This is a genomic window from Acidimicrobiales bacterium, assembly GCA_035630295.1.
Lineage (GTDB): Bacteria > Actinomycetota > Acidimicrobiia > Acidimicrobiales > Iamiaceae > Iamia.
Genome location: DASQKY010000032.1, coordinates 64,167 through 79,638, shown reverse-complemented (window position 1 = coordinate 79,638; position 15,472 = coordinate 64,167). Strand labels below are relative to the sequence as shown.

Below are 15,472 nucleotides of genomic sequence, written 5' to 3'. Positions count from 1 at the left end.
TGTGCATGTTCACGCCCATCGGTCCCGGCCGGTACAGCGCCACCAGGGCGGCCATGTCCTCGAAGCTGTCCGGGGCCAGCAGGCGGAGCAGCTGGCGGAGGCCGCCGCCCTCCATCTGGAACACGCCGATCGACTCACCCTTGCGCAGCATCTCGTAGGTGGTGGGGTCGTCGAGGGGCGGGTCGTCGATGTCGACCTCGACGCCGCGGAAGTCCTTGATGAGCTGCAGGGCGTCGGAGATGACGTCGAGGTTGCGCAGCCCCAGGAAGTCCATCTTCAGCAGGCTGAGCTCTTCGACGCCGTTCATCTCGTACTGGGTGACGACCGGGGCGTCCTCGGGGTCCTGGCCGCTCTCCGGCTTGCGCTGGATGGGCGTGTACTCGGTGAGGGGCTCCTTGGTGATCACCACCGCGGCGGCATGGATGCCGTCCTGGCGGCGCAGCCCCTCGAGCCCCTTGGCCACGTCGATCACCTGGCGGGCGTCAGGGTCGGTGGCGTACATCTCGCGCAGGTCGGCAGCCATCTTGAAGCCGTCGACGTACTTCGGGTGCTCGTCCATGCAGGCGTACAGCGGCGTGTCGCGGCCCATGACGAGCGGCGGCATGGCCTTGGCCACCTTGTCGCCCACCGCGTACGGGTAGCCGAGCACCCGGGCGGCGTCGCGCACGGCGGCCCGGGCCTTGATGGTGGAGAAGGTGACGATCTGGGCGACGTGGTCGCGGCCGTAGCGCTCGGCCGCGTACCGGATCATCTCGTCCCGGTAGCGGGAGTCGAAGTCCATGTCGATGTCGGGCATCGAGATGCGGCTGGGGTTGAGGAAGCGCTCGAACAGCAGGTCGTACTCGATGGGGTCGAGGTCGGTGATGCGCAGCGAGTACGCCACCGCGCACCCGGCCGCGCTCCCCCGCCCCGGGCCCACCCGGATGCCCGACTCCCGGGCGTGGCGGATGAGGTCCCAGGTGATGAGGAAGTAGGCCGAGAACCCCATGTCGTCGATGACCTGGAGCTCATAGGCCAGCCGCTCCACCACCCGGTCGGGCAGCTCGGCCCCCCACCGCTCTCGCGCCCCCTCCATGGTCAGGTGGCGCAGGTGCTCGGCGTCGGTGGCGAAGCCCTCGGGCAGCGGGAAGCTGGGCAGCTTGGACTCGCCGAAGTCGATGGTGACGTCGGCCCGCTCGGCGATCCACAGGCTGTTGTCACAGGCCACCTCCACGTCGCGGAACAGGTGCCGCATCTCTGCCGCCGACTTCAGGTAGTGGCCGCTGCCCTTGAACTTGAACCGCTCGTTCTCGCCCTGGGCCAGCAGCGCCCCGGTCTGGACGCACAGCAGGGCGTCGTGGCCCTCGGCGTCCTCGGCGTGGGTGTAGTGGCTGTCGTTGGTGGCCAGCAGCGGCGCCCCGAGGCGGCGGGCGATGTCGATGAGCATCGGGTTGGTGCGGTGCTGCTCGGGGATGCCGTGGTCCTGCAGCTCCACGAACAGGTTGTCGCGCCCGAAGATCTCCTGGAGGCGGGCCGCCTTCTGCAGGGCCGCCTTCTCGTTCCCGGCCAGCAGGGACTGGAGGACGTGGCCCCCCAGGCAGCCGGTGGTGGCGATCACGCCCTCGGCGTGGTCGGCCAGGGTCTCCCAGTCCACCTTGGGCTTGCGGTAGTAGCCCTCCATGAAGGCCCGGGAGGCCAGCTGGATCAGGTTGCGGTAGCCGGTGTTGGTCTCGGCCAGCAGCGTCAGGTGGTAGTAGGCCTTCTTGCCCCCGTCACCCTCGCCCCCGGTGTCGTCGACCTTGCCCCGGGTCTGGATGCGCTCCGTGCGGTGCTCGTGGGCCATGTAGGCCTCGAAGCCCAGCACCGGGGTGATCTGGTGGTCCCGGCACGCCTTGTAGAAGGGCAGGACCCCGTACATGTTGCCGTGGTCGGTGATGCCCAGGGCCGGCTGCCCGTCGGCCGCCGCCGCCGCCACCACGGACTCGATCCGGGAAGCGCCGTCGAGCATCGAGTACTCGGTGTGGGTGTGCAGGTGGGTGAACGAGTCGCCCACGGAACCTCCTCGACCAGCGGCGGGCCGGGCGGACCCGGCGGTCCACAGCGCGTCCACAGATGTTCTCCACACCCTGTGGATGAATGACACCGCTGTGATTCGGACCGTACCACGCACCCCCGGTTCCCACCACGGGACCGGGCCTCCCCCTAGAGGTACGTGCCGGCGCCGGGCTCGCCCATGGCGCCGGGCCCCCCGGGACCGGGGCCGGGGCCGGGACCGGGGCCGCCGGGCCCGGAGGGGAGCTGGCGGCGCATGTCCTCCAACTGGGCCCGGGCTGCCATCTGCTGGGCGAAGAGGGTGGCCTGGATGCCGTGGAACAGGCCCTCCAGCCACCCCACCAGCTGGGCCTGGGCCACCCGCAGCTCGGGCTCCGAGGGCACCGAGGCGGTGTCGCCGAACGGGATGGCCACCCGGTCCAGCTCGTCGCGCAGGTCCTCGGAGAGGGCCGAGCCCAGCTCGGCCAGCGACGTCTCGTAGATCTCCTTGAGCCGGGCCCGGGCCGCCTCGTCCAGCTCGGCGCTGCGCACCTCCTCCAGGAGCTGCTTGATCATCGAGCCGATGCGCATGAGCTTGGCCGGCTCCTCCACCGCCTCCCGGCGCTCGCCCTGGCCCTGGCCGTCGGCGGACGGGTCGAGCAGCTCGCCCTGCAGGGCGGTGGGGTCGGCGGCGGGCTGCGTGTCGGGCATGGGGTTCTCTCCTGCGACGGGCGACTCGGGGTCGACGGTCCAGGCTAGGGGGCGCCCACGAGACACGGGACCAGCATCTCGGCCTCGGTCAGCGAGCCGTGCCGGCCCACCAGGACGAAGGGTCCGGTGTCGGCGTCGTCGTGGAACGAGACCGGCTCCCGGGCCACCAGGGCCACGTCGCCCAACCGGGACCGGGCCTCGTCGGTGACCTTGGGGCCCCACCAGCCGTCGTCGATGGTCTCGTCGCGGGTCACCACCCAGGCCACATCGGCGTGGTGGGCCTGGGCCGCGTCCAGCAGGGCGGCGGTGCGCCCGGAGCGGGCGTGGAGCCAGCGGAACCGGCCCTCGCCCGACTGGTAGGCCACGTGGGGGACGAGCTCGGCGTGGAGCGGGACGATGCGGTCCCCCACGTGGACCTGGCCGTGATCGGCGGTGACGACCAGGACGGCGCCCGGCGGCAGGGTGGCGCGGACCTCGGCCACCAGGCGGTCCGCCGCCGCCACCTCGGCGTCGTAGTGCTCCCCCAGGCCGTACTCGTGGGCCACCTTGTCGATGCCGTCGTAGTAGGCGTAGACGAACGGCTCGCCGGCCCGCAGCAGGCGCCGGACCTCGGTGACCAGGGTGGAGGGCACCCGGTAGCCGTGGAAGCGGACCTCGCACAGGTGGGCCCCGCTGAAGCCCGAGGACGAGAACTCGGCCTTGGTGACCACCGCCGGGCGCTGGGAGGCGAAGGCCGGGTGGCGCTGGAACTGCTCGGGGGCGATGCGGCGCCGGGCGTCACCGTCGGCGGTCGACCACCGGAGCACGTTCAGCACCTCGCCCCCCACCGCCACCCGGTAGCCGACCACGCCGTGCTCCCCGGGGGTGAGGCCGGTGGCGATGGAGGTGAGGGCGGTGGCCGTGGTCGTCGGGGTGACGCTGGTGATGGGCCCGCCGGCCATGGCGGCCAGGGTGGGGGCCAGGGCCCGCCGGTCCTGGAGCTGGTCCCAGCCCAGGCCGTCGAGCACCAGGAGGACGACCTGGTCGGCCTCCCACGCCGCCGCCGGCAGCCACGCCGGCGCGGTGTCGCCCGGCTCCAGCAGCGCCGGGACCAGGTTCGAGATGCAGGCCCCGCCGTAGTCGGGTCGCAGAGGACGCGGTCCCACGCCAGCCCCTTCCGTGCCCCCGGACCTCCCGGGTGCCCGGTGACCCTACCGGCCTCCCCGCCCGCCGGCGGCACGCCCCGGGGCCGGAGGGGACCGCCGGCGGCACCGGCCCGTACCATGGCCGGTGTGAAGGTCTCCACCAGGGGCGACTACGCGTGCCGGGCCCTCCTCTCCCTCACCCTCCACCCGGAGGAGGCCCCCACCGCGGTGCGCGACATCGCCGAGCGCACCGGCCTCCCCCAGCCCTACCTCGAACAGATCCTGCTGGCCCTGAAGGGGGCGGGCCTGGTCCGCTCCAAGCGGGGCGTGGGCGGCGGGTACGTCCTGGCCCGCGAGCCGGCGGAGATCACGCTGGCCCAGGTGGTCTCGGCCGTGGACGGGCCCATCGTGGTCGGCGACTTCGGCGAGCCCCACCAGAACGGGGCCTGCGACCACGAGGGCCAGTGCGTGCTGCTGGCGGTGTGGGCCGACGCCGGGCGCCAGATGCGGACCCTGCTGGAGGCCCGCACCCTGGCCGACGTGGCCGCCATCACCCGGGGCCAGGCCCCCTGGCCCGAGCCCGCCGCCGGCTGACCCCGCCGCCGGCCGGGTCGCCCTCAGTCGGGCCGGCGCACCAGGGCGTCGCCGCTGTCGGGGTCGAACAGGTGCACGCTGCGGGTGTCGAGCCACAGCTCCAGGTCGCGGCCCTCCCGGGCCTCGCTGCGCACGTCGAGGCGGGCCACCACCTCGGCGTGGTCCTCGCCGGCCCGGCCGATGGCCACCGTCTCCAGGTCGGCGGCCAGGTCGGTCAGCTCCTGGGCGGCCGAGCCGGCCACCTCGAAGTGGGCGAACAGCTCGGAGCCCAGCCACTCGATGACGTCGATGTCGGCCGTGAAGGTGACGCCGGGGGCGTCCGGGTCGCCGACCAGGGCCACGTCCTCGAAGTTCTCGGGGCGGATGCCGGCGATGACCTTGCCCTGGGCCCCCTCGACCAGGCGGTCGGCCACGTCGGGGGCCAGCTCCATCTCGACCATGGGCAGGCGGAGGTGGCGGCCGTCGAGCTCGCCGGGCAGCAGGTTCATGGCCGGGGAGCCGATGAACCCGGCCACGAACAGGTTGGCGGGTTGCCGGTACAGCTCCCGGGGGGAGCCCACCTGCTGGACCACGCCCCGGCGCATGACCGCCACCCGGTCGCCCAGGGTCATGGCCTCGACCTGGTCGTGGGTGACGTAGACGGTGGTGGTGCCCAGGCGCTGCTGGAGCTTGGAGATGGTGGTGCGCATCTGGACCCGGAGCTTGGCGTCCAGGTTGGACAGGGGCTCGTCCATGAGGAAGGCCGCCGGCTCCCGCACGATGGCCCGGCCCATGGCCACCCGCTGGCGCTGGCCGCCCGACAGGTGGCCGGGGCGCCGGTCGAGGTGCTCGGTCAGCTCCAGGAGCCCGGCCGCCTCCTCCACCCGGCGGGCCACCTCGTCCCCGCTCATCTTCCGCAGCTTGAGCGGGAACTCCATGTTCTGGCGCACCGTCATGTGGGGGTAGATGGCGTAGCTCTGGAACACCATGGCCATGTTGCGGTCCTTGGGGTCCACGTCGTTGACCCGCTGGCCGTCGACCCGCATCTCCCCCTCGGTGATGTCCTCCAGGCCCACGATCATGTTGAGCAGCGTCGACTTCCCGCAGCCCGAGGGGCCGACCAGGATGAAGAACTCGCCGTCACCGATGGTGACCTCGGCGCCCTTCACCGCCTCGTGGCCGTCGGGGTAGCGCTTGGTGACCTTGTCGAGGACGATCTCGGCCATGGGTGCGGTGCCTCCTGGGGCTCAGCCCTTGACCGCGCCCGAGGTGAGCCCGGACACGATGCGGCGCTGGAAGACGAGGACCATCACGATGATGGGGACGGTCACGACCACCGAGGCGGCGGCGATCTGGCCGGTCGGGAACGTGAACTGCGACGATCCGGTGAAGAACGTGATGGCGGCCGGGACGGTGCGGGCCCGGTTGGTGGACGTGAGCGACGTGGCGAACAAGAAGTCGTTCCAGGCGAAGATGAAGACGAGGATGGCCGAGGTGAACATGCCCGGCGCGGCCAGGGGGGCGATGACCTTGCGGAAGGCCTGGAACGGGGTGGCCCCGTCGATGCGGGCCGCCTTGTCCAGGTCCCAGGGGATCTCCCGGAAGAAGGCCGACAGGGTCCAGATGGCCAGGGGCAGGGTGAAGGTCATGTACGGGATGATCAGGCCCGGCCACGTGTCGTAGAACCCGAGGGTCCGCCACATGTCGAACAGGGGGCCGATGATGGCCACCGGCGGGAACATGGCGATGGCCAGGGCGCCCGACATGACCACCGCCTTGCCCCGGAAGTCGAGGCGGACGATGGCGTAGGCCGCGAACGTGGCCAGGACCACGGCCAGCACGGTGGCCACCAGGGCGATGCCCAGCGAGTTGCGCAGGGCGGAGGGGAACTGCGGGTCGTTGAACACGCCCTCGGCCCCCGTGTAGTTGGCCAGGGTGGGGTCGTCGGGGAGGAACCCGCCGGTGCCGATCTCCTCGGCCGGCGTGAGCGACAGCGAGACGATCCACGCCACCGGCACCAGGGCGTAGCCCACCACCACGGCGATGCCCAGCCCCCAGAGGAACCGGTCACGCCCGGTCGGGGCCTTCACAGGTCCTCCCCCCGCTGCTGGGCCAGGTTGGCCCCGAAGCCCTTGACGAACAGGACGGCGATGATCACCACGCAGACGAAGATCAGGACCGAGACGGCCGAGCCCAGGCCCAGGTTCAGGCGGCCGATCAGGGTCTTGTAGCCCAGGATGGACACGTTCTCCGTGCCCTGGGCGCCCCGGGTCATGACGAACACGGTGTCGAAGATGCGGAAGGCGTCCAGGGTCCGGAACAGCAGTGCCACCAGGATGGCCGGCTTCATGAGCGGGATGATGACCTTGCGGAGCCGCACCGCCGGCGAGGCCCCGTCGACCCGGGCGGCCCGGACCACGTCGTCGGGGACCAGGGTGAAGCCGGCCAGCAGCAGCAGCGACATGAACGGCGTGGTCTTCCAGACCTCGGCCAGGATGATCACCAGGTAGGAGCTCCACCGCTCCGTGAACCAGCTCTGCTCGACGTTGGCCAGCCCGTTGACGAAGCCGGTGGTGGGGTCGAAGGCGAAGCGCCAGGCGAAGGCGGCGACCACGGTGATGATCCCGTAGGGCACCAGGACGGCGCTGCGCACCAGGCCCCGGCCGACGATGGCCCGGTGCATGACGAAGGCCAGGGCGAAGCCCAGGACCAGCTCGATGACCACCGACACGGCCGTGATGACCAGGGTGTTGACCAGGTCCTGCCACCACAGCTCGTTGCCCAGGACGGCCCCGTAGTTGCGGAGGCCCACGAACTCCCGGTCCTCCGGGAAGCGCAGGTCGTAGCGCTGGAGGGACAGCCAGAGGGCGTAGCCCACGGGGTAGGCGGTGACCAGCAGCATCACCGTCACCGCCGGGGCGCAGAGCATCCACCCCAGCTTCCGCTCCGACCGGGCCCGGCTCGACAGCGCGCTCACAGGAGGCCCTCGCCCTTCAGGGCGGCGGCGATGGCGGTCCGCAGGCGCTCGACGGCGGCCTCGGGGTCGATCTCGGCGGTGGGGTGCAGGATGCTGATGATGGCCAGCGAGACGTCGTTGTAGTACGGGGTGCGGGGCCGCAGCACCGCGGTGCTGAGCGCCTCCTTCATGGCCGCGGCGTAGGGGAACAGCGGGGTGCCGCCCTTCTCGGCCTCGGCCACGGCCGGGTCGTCGTAGAGGGCCTCGGTCACCGGCAGCAGGCCGGCGTCGGTGGCGTTGCGGGCCTGGTTGTCCTCGCCGGCCAGGCAGGTGGCGGCCTCGACGGCCAGGTCCGGGTGGTCGCCGTGGGCGCCGATGCCGATGTTGAAGCCGCCGATGGCCACCTTGGACGGCACGTCGGGCTCCACCGAGGGGAAGGGGCCCCAGGCCATGGTGGCGGCGATGTCGGGGGCCAGCTCGTTGGCGCTGGGCCACACGAAGCCGTAGTTGACCATGAAGGCGGCGTCGCCGCCCTCCCAGCCCTGGCGGCCCTGGTCCTCCTGGGCCGTGGCCAGGGCCGGCGGGGCGTGGGGGGAGCGGGAGTAGGCCCGCATGACCTCCAGGGCCCGGCGGGTGGGCTCGGGCTCCAGCGTGACCCGGGTGCCCTCCTCGTCCAGGATGGTGCCCCCGGCCGAGGCCAGGAGCGACGTGAACCAGACCACCAGGCCCTCGTAGCGCTGGCCCTGCTCCCAGATCACGTGGGGCTCGCCGGCGGCCTCGAGGTCGTCGGCCTCGGCCAGCATGGCGTCCCAGGTGGCGGGGGCCTCCTCCGCCAGGTCGGAGCGGTACCAGAGGAGCTGGGCGTTGGCGTTGAGGGGGATGCCGTAGAGGGTGTCGTCGTAGGTGGCGGTCTCGACCGAGGTGGCCAGCCGCCCCTCGGTGGCCGCCTCGACCCGGTCGTCGGGCCAGGGGCGGATCCAGCCCGCGTTGGCGAACTCGGCCGTCCACGGCACGTCCATGTTCATGAGGTCGATGTCGGCGTCCTCGGCAGCCAGGCGGCGCACCAGCTGCTCGCGCTGCTCGTCGGCGTTGGCCGGCAGCGGCACCAGCTCGATCCGGTAGCGCCCCTCGGCCGCTGCGTTGCAGTCCTCGATGGCGGCCCCGAACACCTCGCCGGCCTCGTCCCGGGCGTACCAGCGCACCACCGGCACCCCGCCCTCCTCCCCCCCGCCGCACGCCACCGCCCCCACGGCCAGCACGGCGACCAGGCCGAGGCGGAGGACGGGGGTGCGGATCATGACGGCGGCAGCTCCGGGGGCGGGGGGCCCGTACGGCTGGCCCCTACCCGGCGGCGACGCCGATATGCAATCGGTCACAGGCCCGTCAGGCCGGGTGTCGCGCCCCCGCCCGCAGCCCGGCCAGCACCGCGGCCAGGTCGGGGGCCAGGTCCGAGGCCACCTCGACCGCCGCCCCGGTCACCGGGTGGCGGAAGGCCAGCCGCTCGGCGTGCAGGAAGGTGCGGGGGCACGAGACCACCCGGGTGGCCCCGAGGTAGCGGTCGTCGCCCACCACCGGGTGGCCGATGGCCTTCAGGTGCACCCGGATCTGGTGGGTGCGCCCGGTCTCCAGGCGGCACCGCACCAGCGCCACCGGGGCGGGCTCGGCGAAGGTCTCCCGCACCTCGTACCGGGTGCGGGCCTCCCGGCCGTCGGCCCGGACCTCCATGAGGGTGGGCCGGCGGGGCGAGCGCCCGATGGGGGCGTCCACCACCCCCTGCGGCGCCTCGGGGTGGCCGTCCACCAGGGCCAGGTAGCGGCGCTCCACGGTGCGGGCCTGGAGCTGGCCCACCAGGTCCGCGTGGGCCTCGGGGGTGCGGGCCACCACCAGCAGGCCGGAGGTGTCGCGGTCGAGGCGGTGGACCAGCCCCGGGCGGTCGGGCTCCCCCACCCCGGCCAGCTCCGGGTACCGGGCCAGGAGCCCGGCCGCCAGCGTCCCCCCCGGGTGGCCGGCCCCGGGGTGCACCACCAGGCCGGCGGGCTTGTCGACCACCAGGAAGGCCGGGTCCTCGCGCACCACGGGCACCACCACGTCGGGGTCGGGGGCCACCACGGGCCCGGCCGGGCCGTCCTCGAGCTGCACCTCCACCTCGACCCCCTCGGCCAGGCGCAGCGACGGCTTGCGGGCCACGGCCCCGTCCACCGCCACCCGGCCGGCGGCCAGCAGGGCGGCGGCGTCGGCCCGGCTGACGTCCCCGACCAGGGCGACCACCCGGTCCAGGCGCTCGCCGGCCAGGGCCGCCGGCACCACCTCCACCCGGCGGGTCACGGGCGCCGGCCCGTCACCGAGCCGCGACCGGGTGCGGCTCGCGGAACGAGGTCACCACCAGGAGCAGGGCACCCACCACCACGCCGGAGTCGGCCACGTTGAACACCGGCCACCACTGGAGGTCGATGAAGTCGACCACCGCCCCGCCCATGAACCCGGCCTCGGCCCCGTAGGGGCCGGACCGGAGGGCCCGGTCGGCCAGGTTGCCGAGGGCCCCGCCGGCCACCAGGCCCGAGGCCAGGGCGCCCAGGGCGGTGGCGCTGTGGCCGGACCACAGGAGCCAGCCGACCACGCCCAGGGCCAGCACGGCGATGAACGGCCCCAGGTTGGCGCCGTCGCCCCGGCTGAAGGCCATGCCCGTGTTGAAGGTGAGGGCGAAGCGGAGGGAGCCCACCACCTCGACGATGCGGCCGCCGGACAGGCGCTCGAGGGCCCACTGCTTGGTGCCCTGGTCGGCGGCCACGACGGCGGCCGCCACCAACCCGACGGCTCCCAGCCGGCGGGCCCGGACGGGCGACGTGGGCTCGGCCGGCGCCTCGGCGCCGTCGACCACCCGGTCAGCGACGGCCCAGCCCCCCGATCTTGTACTCGACCTTCTCCCGGGCCCAGGGGATGGCCTCCAGGCGCTCCCGGGGGATGGGCTCGCCCGACACCTCGCAGATGCCGTAGGTGCCGTCCTCGAACTTGGCCAGGGCGTGGTCGATCTCCTCCACCGCCTGGCGGGCCTGGGCCGACAGGGCCAGGTCGCGCTCGCGCTCGATGGCCAGGGTGTCGCCCTCGCCCGACTCCTCGTCGAACTGGACGTCGCCGGGGTCGATGTCGGCCACCAGGGAGTCGGCCTCGGCCTTGAGGCTCTCGGCCTGGCCCAGGTAGGTGGCCCGCTCCTCCACCAGGGCCTTGCGTTGGGCCTCCAGGAACCGGGCCGGGAACGGCGGCGCCTTGGCCTTACCCGGAGCAGCCTTCGCCGGAGCCGCCTTGGCCTTGCCCGGAGCAGCCTTCGCCGGAGCCGCTTTGGCCGTGGTCGGAGCAGCCTTGGCCTTGCCCGGCGCCTTGCCCGAGGCGGCCTTGGCCTTGGCCGGCGCGGCCTTCGTCGAGGCGGACTTGGCCGATCCCTTGGCCGAGGTGGCCTTGGTGGAGGCGGCCTTGCCCGAGGCGGCCCTGGCCGCGGGGGCCTTGGCCGACGCCGGCTTGGCGGCCTTGACCGAGGACCTGGTGGGAGCGGCCTTGGCCGCCGCCTTCTTGACGGGCACCTTCTTGGCCGGGACCTTCTTGGCGGGCGACTTCTTCGCCGTCTTCGCCATCGGCTCTCCACCTTCTGCAGGACAAAGGGTGCCGCAGCATAGCCAGGTGGGTCCCGCCTCCCCTCCCGGCGCCGGGCCGGCTCAGCGGCGGCGCCCGAAGCGGGCCCGGGGGCGGGCCACCTCCTCGGCCCGGGGGCCGGGCAGCAGGGCGGCGTCGCGGGGCCCCAGGGGCTCGTCGTCGAGCATGGCCTTGCGCAGCTCGGCCAGGAAGGCGTCGTCGTCGTCCTCACCGGCCTCGACCTGGTCGAGGGCCTGGGTGGGCGGCCCGGTGTCGACGGGCGGCTCCACCAGGTCGATGGCCTCATCGTCCTCGTCGCCGTGGTGGAGGTTCAGGGCGTGGGCCAGGTCGTCGCGCCCGGGGAGCGGTGCGTGCTGGTCCTCGTCGGCGGGCTGGTCAGCGGCCACGGCCGCCGCATCGCCCTCCTCGTCGTCGTCGTCGCCGCCCGCGGCCTCGGCCGTGGCCGGCGGCGGCGTGGGGGCGACGGGGGCCGTGGTGCCCGGGGCCGGGCCGGCGCCGGGGGCGCCGGCCGGGGCCACCCGGAAGGCCTCGGGGTGGTCGAGCAGGGACTGGAGCTCGCCCACCGCGGCCTGCACCACCTCGCGCTGCTCGTCCACGTGGCGTTCCAGCACGACCACGTCGGCGGCCAGGCCGTCGCGGCGGGCCTCCAGGCCGGAGATCTCGTCCAACAGCCCGACCCGCGCCTGCTCGCGCCGCTCGGACACGTCGCGGTCGGCCTCCCGCAGCAGCTCGGCGGCTCGCTCGCGGGCCTCGGCCACCACGGCCTCGCCCTCGGCCGCGGCCTTGCGGACCTCCTCGTCGGCGGCCCGCTGGGCCAGGATCAGGGCCCGGTGGATCTCCTCGGCGTCGGCCCGCGACGGCTCCGGGGTGGCGGCCGGTGCGGGGGCCTGGTCACCCGACTCGACCAGCTTGCGCTTGAGCTCGGCGACCCCGAGGGCGATCTGGTCGAGGAAGGCGTCCACCTCGTCGGGGTCGTAGCCCCGCTTGACGATGCGGAACTCCTTGGTGCCAGCGAGGCTCGAGGAGAGGTCCATGCCGCCGAGGTTAGTCAGCGACCCGTCGGGGGCACCGCACGTCCGCTCAGCAGAGCACCTGCCGCAGGATGCTCAGGCCGATGAGCACGATGAGGGGCGACAGGTCCAGAGCGAAGCCCCCCAACCGCACCGCCGGGATGGCCCGGCGCAGGGGCCCCAGCACCGGCTCGGTGAGGGCGTGGAGCACGTCGCGGACCCGCTCCAGGCCGGAGCCCGGCTCGACCGGGAACCAGCTGATGATGATGGCCGCGAAGATGACGAACTGGTACAGGAAAGCTGCGAAGCACAGCGCGGTGAGGATGAACATGGAGGGCTGGTCTCAGTCCTCGTAGCCCCGGTCGCGCAGGCGGTCCCGCTCCTCGGCCGAGACCTCGACCGTGCTGGGGCACAGCAGGTAGACCTGGCTGTCCAGCTTCTCCATGCGGCCGCCGAGGCCGTAGCAGAGGCCGCTGCAGAAGTCGATGAGGCGCCGGGACACCTCGCGCTCGGCGTGGCGCAGGTTCATCACCACCGGCTGGCCCCCCTTGAACGTGTCGGCCAGCTCCTGGGCCTGGTTGAAGGTGAGGGGCACCACCAGGCGGGGCCGGGCGGTGGAGGCCACGGGCATGGGCCGCACCACCTTGGGCCGGGGTCGGGCCACCACGCCGGTGCCGGAGCCCACCTGGGTGGCGAAGTCGCCGGCCGGGGGGCCCGGGTCGGGCCGGCTGGGGCCCATGGGCCGCACCGTGCCGATGGCCGACGGCTCGCCCACGTCGCGCTCCCGGTCGCGGTCGTCGTAACCGACCGCCGGGGGGGGCGCCGGGGCCTGGCGACCGGGCGCCGGGCGCGGCGCGGCGTCGTCGTAGCCCGGGTCGTAGTCGTCGTACTCCTCGTCGGGGCCCAGCCCGAGGTAGAGCATCGCCTTGCGCCACATGGTCGCCATCGGTCCTCCTGAGCGGGGCAGCCTAACTGGTCGTGTCGGGGGCGGACGCGACTCCGCCCCCGCGGGGCCCGAAGAGGGCGGTGCCGACGCGCACCAGCGTGGCGCCCTCGGCCACCGCCGCCTCCAGGTCGTCGGACATGCCCATGGAACGCTCGGGCAGGCCCAGGTCGTCGGCCAGCTCCCGGAGGGTGCGGAAGCAGGCCCGGGCCGCGGCCGGGCCCGGCGCGGCCACCGTCATCAGGCCGGCCACGGCCAGGCCCTCGGCCCGCAGGTCGGCCACCAGGGCGGCCACCCGGCCCGGCGGGCACCCGGCCTTGCTGGCCTCGCCGGACGTGTTCACCTGGGCCAGCACCGACGCCCCCGGCGCCCGGCGGGCCACCTCGGCCCCCAGCTCGGCCCGGTCGATGCTGTGCCACAGGGCCACCAGGGGGGCGACCTGGCGGACCTTGTTGCGCTGGAGGCGGCCCACCCAGTGCCAGCGCAGGCCCGGCTCGGGCCCCGGGGCCTTGGCCACCATCTCCTGGGCGTAGCTCTCCCCCAGGTCGGCCAGGCCGGCCTCCCGGGCCCGCTCCACCGCCGAGCGGTCGAAGCCCTTGGTCACGCCCACCACCCGCACCGCCTCGGGGTCGCCGCCGGCGGCCTCGATGCGACGGCGGACGCCGGCCAGCCGGGCCGCCAGCTCCGCGGCCGGGACGGTGCAGGGGATCACGTCGGCCCGTCCTCGATCCAGGCCACGGTGGCGATGCGGCCGGCCTCGGCCCGGGCCCGGTGCGACCAGTAGCGGGTGGCGTCGGCCGCGGTGCAGGTGCCGGCGTCGTCGACGGCGGTGACCCCGGCCTCGGCCAGGGCGGCTCGCACCCCGGCCGCCAGGTCCAGGGCCGGGACGCCCTCCGGGGTGGTGGCCCGCACGCCGTCGCCCCACCGGCCGGCCACCCGGTCGAGGTCGGCCGGGCCGAAGGCGTAGCGGTCGGCCCGGATGCAGGGGCCGATGACGGCCCGCTCGGGCGGGTGGCCGAGGTCGGCCATGGCCTGGGCGGCGGCGGCCACCACGCCGGCCTCCAGCCCGCGCCAGCCGGCGTGGGCCACGCCGACGGCCCCGCCGGCCAGGAGGACCACCGGCGCGCAGTCGGCGGTGGTGACGGCCACCGCGGCGCCAGGGGTGGCCGTGACCGCGGCGTCGGCCGGGGCCCCGGCGTGGGCGCCGGGGGCCTCCACGGTGACCACGTCGGCCCCGTGGACCTGGTGGAGCCACGTCCACGGCAGGTCGACCACGACCCGGCGGCGCGCGGCCAGGACGTCGGCCGGGAGCCCGACGGCGAGGTCGCCGTGGGCCCGGGTGGTGCTGAGGTGGTGGGCGGCTGGGCTCAGCGGAGGAACGAGGGGACGTCGAAGTCGTCGTCGCCCGGGTCGTCGGCCCCGCCGTCGCCGCCGCCGAACAGGTCGGTGACCGGGGCCGTGGGGCGCTCCCCGGTGAGGGGCTCCGGGGCCGACCCCTCGCCGCCCCGGCTCCGCGACCGGCCCTCCTCCCAGCGGTCGAAGCCGGCGGCGATGACCGTCACCCGGACCTCGTCGCCCATCTCGTCGTCGATGACGGTGCCGAAGATGATGTTGGCGTCGGGGTGGGCCACGCCGTGGATGACCTCGGCCGCCTCGTTCACCTCGAACAGGCCCATGTCGCTGCCGCCGGTGATGCTGAGGAGGATGCCCCGGGCCCCTTCGATGGAGGCCTCCAGCAGGGGGCTGGAGATGGCGTTGCGGGCGGCCTGGAGGGCCCGGCCCTCGCCCGAGGCGTGGCCGATGCCCATGAGGGCGGAGCCGGCGTTGCTCATGATCATCTTCACGTCGGCGAAGTCGGTGTTGATGAGCCCCGGCGTGGTGATGAGGTCGGTGATGCCCTGGACGCCCTGGAGGAGCACCTCGTCGGCCATCTTGAAGGCGTTGAGCACCGAGGTCTTCTCGTTGGACACGGTGAGCAGCCGGTCGTTGGGGATGACGATCTGGGTGTCGACCTTCTCCTTCAGCTTCTGGATGCCGGTCTCGGCCTGGACCGAGCGGCGCCGGCCCTCGAAGGCGAAGGGCCGGGTGACCACGCCGATGGTGAGGGCGCCGATGGACTTGGCGATCTCGGCCACCACGGGGGCACCCCCGGTGCCGGTGCCGCCCCCCTTGCCGGCGGTGATGAACACCATGTCGGCCCCCTTGAGGGCCTCCTCGATCTCGCCCCGGTGGGCCTCGGCGGCCTGGGCCCCGACGTCGGGGTCGCTGCCCGCCCCCAGGCCGCGGGTCAGGTCCCGGCCGATGTCCAGCTTCAGGTCGGCGTCGCTCATCAGCAGGGCCTGCGCGTCGGTGTTGACGGCGATGAACTCGACCCCCTTCAGCCCGGCGTCGATCATCCGGTTGACGGCGTTGCAGCCGCCACCACCGATGCCGACCACCTTGATCACCGCCAGGTAGTTCTGCGGGTTACCGGACATGGGGAGAGCTCCAATCTGCTGAC

General features: G+C 74.0%; 17 protein-coding genes. 1 reads left to right on the top strand and 16 read right to left on the bottom strand.

Features of this window, described 5'->3' with window-relative positions; translation table 11 throughout:
* From dnaE to VEW93_08665, 3 genes are all read right to left on the bottom strand, one after another.
* A partial coding sequence (gene dnaE, locus VEW93_08675; protein ID HYI61863.1) for a DNA polymerase III subunit alpha occupies positions 1-2,032 on the bottom strand: 2,032 nt, incomplete at its 3' end.
* Between the two features lie 149 nt (positions 2,033-2,181).
* Positions 2,182-2,721, bottom strand: coding sequence for a proteasome activator (locus VEW93_08670; protein ID HYI61862.1), 540 nt, complete (start codon positions 2,719-2,721; stop codon positions 2,182-2,184).
* Between the two features lie 44 nt (positions 2,722-2,765).
* Positions 2,766-3,866, bottom strand: coding sequence for an alkaline phosphatase family protein (locus tag VEW93_08665; GenBank protein HYI61861.1), 1,101 nt, complete (start codon positions 3,864-3,866; stop codon positions 2,766-2,768).
* A 126-nt stretch (positions 3,867-3,992) separates the two neighbouring features.
* Between VEW93_08665 and VEW93_08660 the strand changes: the two genes are divergently transcribed.
* Entirely contained in the window at positions 3,993-4,439 is a 447-nt protein-coding gene (locus VEW93_08660) for an Rrf2 family transcriptional regulator (protein ID HYI61860.1), read from the top strand.
* Positions 4,440-4,462: 23 nt separating this feature from the next.
* Here the strand turns inward: VEW93_08660 and ugpC are convergent, their stop codons facing one another.
* The 13 genes from ugpC to ftsZ all read right to left on the bottom strand — a co-directional run bounded on the left by ugpC (position 4,463) and on the right by ftsZ (position 15,449).
* Complete coding sequence (gene ugpC / locus VEW93_08655; GenBank protein ID HYI61859.1) at positions 4,463-5,644, bottom strand: sn-glycerol-3-phosphate ABC transporter ATP-binding protein UgpC; 1,182 nt, start codon at positions 5,642-5,644, stop codon at positions 4,463-4,465.
* Between the two features lie 21 nt (positions 5,645-5,665).
* Positions 5,666-6,508 (bottom strand): carbohydrate ABC transporter permease, encoded by an 843-nt coding sequence (locus VEW93_08650; GenBank protein HYI61858.1) that lies wholly within the window; start codon positions 6,506-6,508, stop codon positions 5,666-5,668.
* A complete protein-coding gene (locus VEW93_08645; GenBank protein ID HYI61857.1) occupies positions 6,505-7,395 on the bottom strand; it encodes a sugar ABC transporter permease in 891 nt (296 codons plus the stop codon). The genes VEW93_08650 and VEW93_08645 overlap by 4 nt, the downstream gene beginning before the upstream one ends.
* The gene (locus VEW93_08640) at positions 7,392-8,672 is read right to left on the bottom strand and encodes an ABC transporter substrate-binding protein (protein HYI61856.1); all 1,281 of its coding nucleotides are present in this window, start codon (positions 8,670-8,672) and stop codon (positions 7,392-7,394) included. The genes VEW93_08645 and VEW93_08640 overlap by 4 nt, the downstream gene beginning before the upstream one ends.
* Positions 8,673-8,757: 85 nt before the next feature.
* The gene (locus tag VEW93_08635; protein HYI61855.1) at positions 8,758-9,699 is read right to left on the bottom strand and encodes an RluA family pseudouridine synthase; all 942 of its coding nucleotides are present in this window, start codon (positions 9,697-9,699) and stop codon (positions 8,758-8,760) included.
* A gap of 13 nt (positions 9,700-9,712) precedes the next feature.
* Entirely contained in the window at positions 9,713-10,252 is a 540-nt protein-coding gene (locus VEW93_08630) for a signal peptidase II (protein HYI61854.1), read from the bottom strand.
* A gap of 4 nt (positions 10,253-10,256) precedes the next feature.
* Positions 10,257-11,000, bottom strand: coding sequence for a TraR/DksA C4-type zinc finger protein (locus tag VEW93_08625; GenBank protein ID HYI61853.1), 744 nt, complete (start codon positions 10,998-11,000; stop codon positions 10,257-10,259).
* An 81-nt stretch (positions 11,001-11,081) separates the two neighbouring features.
* Positions 11,082-12,053 carry a DivIVA domain-containing protein gene (locus VEW93_08620; protein HYI61852.1) on the bottom strand — a complete coding sequence of 324 codons (972 nt, stop codon included), beginning with the start codon at positions 12,051-12,053 and terminating at the stop codon, positions 11,082-11,084.
* 46 nt (positions 12,054-12,099) lie between these two features.
* Entirely contained in the window at positions 12,100-12,360 is a 261-nt protein-coding gene (locus VEW93_08615) for a YggT family protein (protein HYI61851.1), read from the bottom strand.
* Between the two features lie 12 nt (positions 12,361-12,372).
* Positions 12,373-12,975: a cell division protein SepF gene (locus VEW93_08610; protein ID HYI61850.1), complete on the bottom strand. Its 603-nt coding sequence runs from the start codon at positions 12,973-12,975 to the stop codon at positions 12,373-12,375.
* 22 nt (positions 12,976-12,997) lie between these two features.
* Complete coding sequence (locus VEW93_08605; GenBank protein HYI61849.1) at positions 12,998-13,684, bottom strand: YggS family pyridoxal phosphate-dependent enzyme; 687 nt, start codon at positions 13,682-13,684, stop codon at positions 12,998-13,000.
* Positions 13,681-14,268, bottom strand: a complete 588-nt coding sequence (locus tag VEW93_08600; GenBank protein HYI61848.1) for a laccase domain-containing protein — start codon at positions 14,266-14,268, stop codon at positions 13,681-13,683. The genes VEW93_08605 and VEW93_08600 overlap by 4 nt, the downstream gene beginning before the upstream one ends.
* Positions 14,269-14,339: 71 nt before the next feature.
* Positions 14,340-15,449, bottom strand: coding sequence for a cell division protein FtsZ (gene ftsZ, locus VEW93_08595; protein HYI61847.1), 1,110 nt, complete (start codon positions 15,447-15,449; stop codon positions 14,340-14,342).
* Positions 15,450-15,472: the final 23 nt, after the last annotated feature.